The organism is Candidatus Competibacter denitrificans Run_A_D11 (genome assembly GCF_001051235.1).
GTDB classification, from domain to species: Bacteria; Pseudomonadota; Gammaproteobacteria; order Competibacterales; family Competibacteraceae; genus Competibacter_A; species Competibacter_A denitrificans.
Window position 1 is genome coordinate 1 of the sequence record NZ_CBTJ020000074.1, and the last position, 3,670, is coordinate 3,670.

The 3,670-nt window shown below is 63.2% G+C and carries 3 protein-coding genes; all 3 read right to left on the bottom strand.

What is annotated here, in order from left to right; genetic code table 11:
* Positions 1-3,078: NADH-quinone oxidoreductase subunit M (locus BN873_RS19110; protein ID WP_071244272.1), on the bottom strand; the 3,078-nt coding region annotated here is incomplete at its 3' end.
* Positions 3,079-3,080: 2 nt separating this feature from the next.
* Positions 3,081-3,317, bottom strand: a complete 237-nt coding sequence (locus BN873_RS14015; protein ID WP_053085373.1) for a helix-turn-helix domain-containing protein — start codon at positions 3,315-3,317, stop codon at positions 3,081-3,083.
* Between the two features lie 168 nt (positions 3,318-3,485).
* Positions 3,486-3,670, bottom strand: a 185-nt coding sequence (locus BN873_RS19625; protein ID WP_277921597.1) for an IS4 family transposase, incomplete at its 5' end; no start/stop codon positions are given.

Below are 3,670 nucleotides of genomic sequence, written 5' to 3' on the forward strand. Positions count from 1 at the left end.
ATGCCCACTCACCTCAAAAACCTGCGCCACATTCTCCACAGATTCCCCAATCATTCTGATCCACGGATCGGCGTATAAACCGACCCCGATCATCACCGCGCACAGCAAAGCCGCCATGATGAGTTCCCGATTGCGCAAATCGTGCAGAGTGCGCGCGGCGACTTTGGGATTGCGGGCCAGGAAAATCCGCTGATAAGCCCACAGCAGATAGCCGGCGGCGAGCACGTTGCCGAACGCAGCGACCGTCGCCACCCCCCAGCCGAACGCCTCCAGCGTGCCTTCCAGCGCCAGATGTGCCGCCTCGAAGCCCGGCGTTCCCGGCATGGCGATGCTGCCCAGCACTACCACCAAAAACATCAGCCCCAGTAACGGCAGCGCATCGAACAAGCCGCCCAAACGTTGAAAGCGCGTGGTGTTCAGCCGACGGTTCAACAACCCCGCCGCGACGAATAGCCCCGCCGCCGCCAGCCCCAGATTCAGGCTCAACAACAGCGCGCCTTTCAAGCCAGCCGCTTTTAGCGAGAACAACCCCGCCATCAACACCCCGGTCTGGCTGACGATGCCAAAGGCCAGCAGCCGGCGCAGATCGATTTGCAACACCGCCAGCAGCGCGCCGTACACCATCCCCGCCAAACCGAGCGCGGCAATCCAGCCAGACCACTGTTGCGCGGCATCCGGCAACAGCGGCAACACGAAGCGCAATAAGGCATACACGCCGACCTTTGCCCCGACCAGCAACACCATGCCAATCGCCACCGTGCCGTGTTTGGCGACGATGGGCAGCCAGGAATGGAACGGAAACAGCGCCAGCCGCACCGCCAAGCCGCCGAATAACAGAATGAACATAAACGACTGTTGCCCGGCCGGAACCGGCGTCGCCAGCAGCGCCGGCAGGTCGAACGACCACTGTCCCGCCGCCGCCGCATGATGCCAGCCCAGCAGCACGATCCCCGCCAGCAGCCCCGCCAAGCCACCCAGCATCGCTCGCACGTATTGCGCCGCCGCCCGCCCGCGCGCCGGACTGGTACCCCAACGCTGGATCAGCAGGGTGGCCGGAATCACCTCCGCCAGTGCGAACAGCCAGAATTGCAGCAGGTCCAGCGCGGTGAACATCCCCATCAGCGCCAGTTCCACGCCGAGAATGTTCGCCACGAACGCGCCCGGCTGTTCCCAGCGGTGCGGCTGCGCGTACAGCATCACGAACAGGGTCAACAACGCGGTCAGCGGCAGAAACAGCACGCCGACCCCATCGACCCCGACGTGATAGGGCAGCCACGAAAAGAGTTCGATCCGCTCGACGAATTGCAACCCCGGCGCGTGTGGTTGAAATTGCGCGAGCAAATACAGTGTCAGCCCCAGCTCCACGCCCGCCACCGTCAAGCCCAACGCGAAGGCGCTGCGCGCCTGCCGGCCGCGAAAATCGGCGATGATCCCGACCAGCGGCACCACCAGCAACGCGCTCAACAGCGGGAACTCGCCGCCACCTTGCCGGTGCAACACCTCGCCAGCGGCGACGATGATGGCCAACACGCCCACCAGCGCCGCGACCCACCACCACGACCGTCGCAGCAGGCGCTCGATCTGGCTCAAACGGGTTCCCAGCCGGTGGCTGGTCGAAACAATGCCTTGGCTGATCCCCTTGAACACCATCTGCTCTTCAAAGCGATGGAAGGCCCCCGCGACCCATTCGGTCAAGCGGCCGACCACGCCCTGGCCCTGATCTCGCGCATCGGGCGCGCGTTCGAGGAATCGGCCTGCGCCGAGTTGGCGTTCTTCCCATTGCGCCAGCGACGAGAGCACTTGCACCGTGGGCGCAGGCAAGCCGGTCGCCCGATCCACCACGGCGGCATCGAAATGATTGGCCTGCCGCGCCAGCCAGTGTACCGGCCGCACCACGCCCCAGTTGGCGGCATCTTCCAGCCAGAAGCGTTGGAACGCCGCCACGTAAAGCCCGCGCCGCCGCGCCAGCCACTCCGGCGCCGGGCGGGTGCGTTCCCGCAGTTGGTGCAGGATCGACGGCGCGCTGAGGAATTGATAGCCGCGAAAGATGGCGTGACAGCACAGGTGCAGCAGCGCCCAGCGCCAGAAGCCCAGCCCGCAGGCCAGAAACATCAAGCCGACCTGGCCGGTCGTGGAAAAAATCAGGGCGCTCTTGATGTCGGTTTGCGCCAGCCCGGCCACGAAGCCGTACAGCGCACTCGCCAGCCCGAGCAACGCCATGACCGCCATCAGCGGCGGCGACTGCTCGAACAGCGGTTGCAGCCGCAACACCAGATAAACCCCGGCATGAATCATCACCGCGCCGTAGAACAGCGCGCTGGATGGGGTCGGCCCTTCCATCGCCCGCGCCAGCCACGGCGCAAGCGGAACCTGTGCCGATTTGGTGATCGCCGCCAGCAGGAAGCAACCGGCTAAAACGCTGGCCTGGGTCGCGCTCAATCCCGCCGCTCCCGTGTTGATCGCTTCCCAGTCCACACTGCCCAGCCAATAGAACGCCAGCCCGATCCCTAACAGAAATCCCGCATCCCCGACGCGATTGGTCACGAACACCCGCGTGGCGTTGGCGGCGGCGGTGGTCCGATCCTGAAAGAAGCAAATCAGCAGATAGGAGCACAATCCGGCGATTTCCCAGCCGATGAAGGTTAGAACCGCGTTGCCGCCGGTGACCAGCAGCGCCATCGCCGCCGCGAACAGGCTTACCACCATGAACAGCCGGTGAAATCCGGCCTCGCGGTGCATGTAGTTCACGGCGAAGCGCGCGACCAGCAGGCAGAGCAGCGACGCCAGCACCGCCAGCGTCAGGCTCAGCGCGTCGGTGGCGAACACCAGATCAACCCGATAGTTGCCGCTGCTCAGCCAACGGCCGAACGACACCACATCGGGCAATGCGCCAGTGAAGCACGCCACCGCCAAGATCAGCGCCGAGGCGCAGGACGCGCCCAAAGCCGCCAGCACGATACGGCTGGTGCGCCGCTCGTGGATTTCGCCGCTGGCGTGCCCGAATAGAATGGCCGTGCCGAGCCACAAGGCGGCGGCTAAGGGTAACGCGGGAATGAGGACTGCCAGCCATGCCAACATGTTTAGCGCCTCGCTTTGGGCGTCAGGCTGATTTGTTCCATCCGAAATTGGTTAGCCATTACGGGATCGGGTAACTCAATCGGCAAGTGTTGAGTTTCATAAGCTTCCACCAATGCCAGCAATACTTCAAAACGATCCCCGTCCGGTGAGCCTGGTTCCGGTTCGTGGTCGAAGAATTCTGAAACTTCGCGTAATGCTGTTCGGTAATCTTCTTGGGTAAAAATAGAATGGATTTTCATCACTACATTTTTCAGTGGCGGCTGGCTATCAGGGGTTACTTATGCGTTGATTATTAGATCAAATAAATCACGAAGTTTCTGCAGCAGTTCATCGGTATTAGCACGCTCGCCCAGCGCTGTGCCAAAAATTGGCTTCTCCATGGCTTTACCCACCCGATTCCCCCCAACTCAGCCGGAGGGGATAAAAGCCTGCTTCGCGGCGGCGATGCCGAGGGCGAAGGCATGGACATTTTGTATTCCTTCCCAAATAGCTTTGGGGCCGGGGTGGCCAGCGCCCTTACGGCCGAGGAAGCCGCCGAAACCGGCGATGAGCCGGATCATTTGACCCAGTGGGGTCGGGGTCTCCGGGGGCT

Coding starts and splice junctions, on each gene's coding strand:
- BN873_RS14015 (WP_053085373.1), bottom strand. CDS start 3,317: ATGAAAATCCATTCTATTTTTACCCAAGAAGATTACCGAACAGCATTA.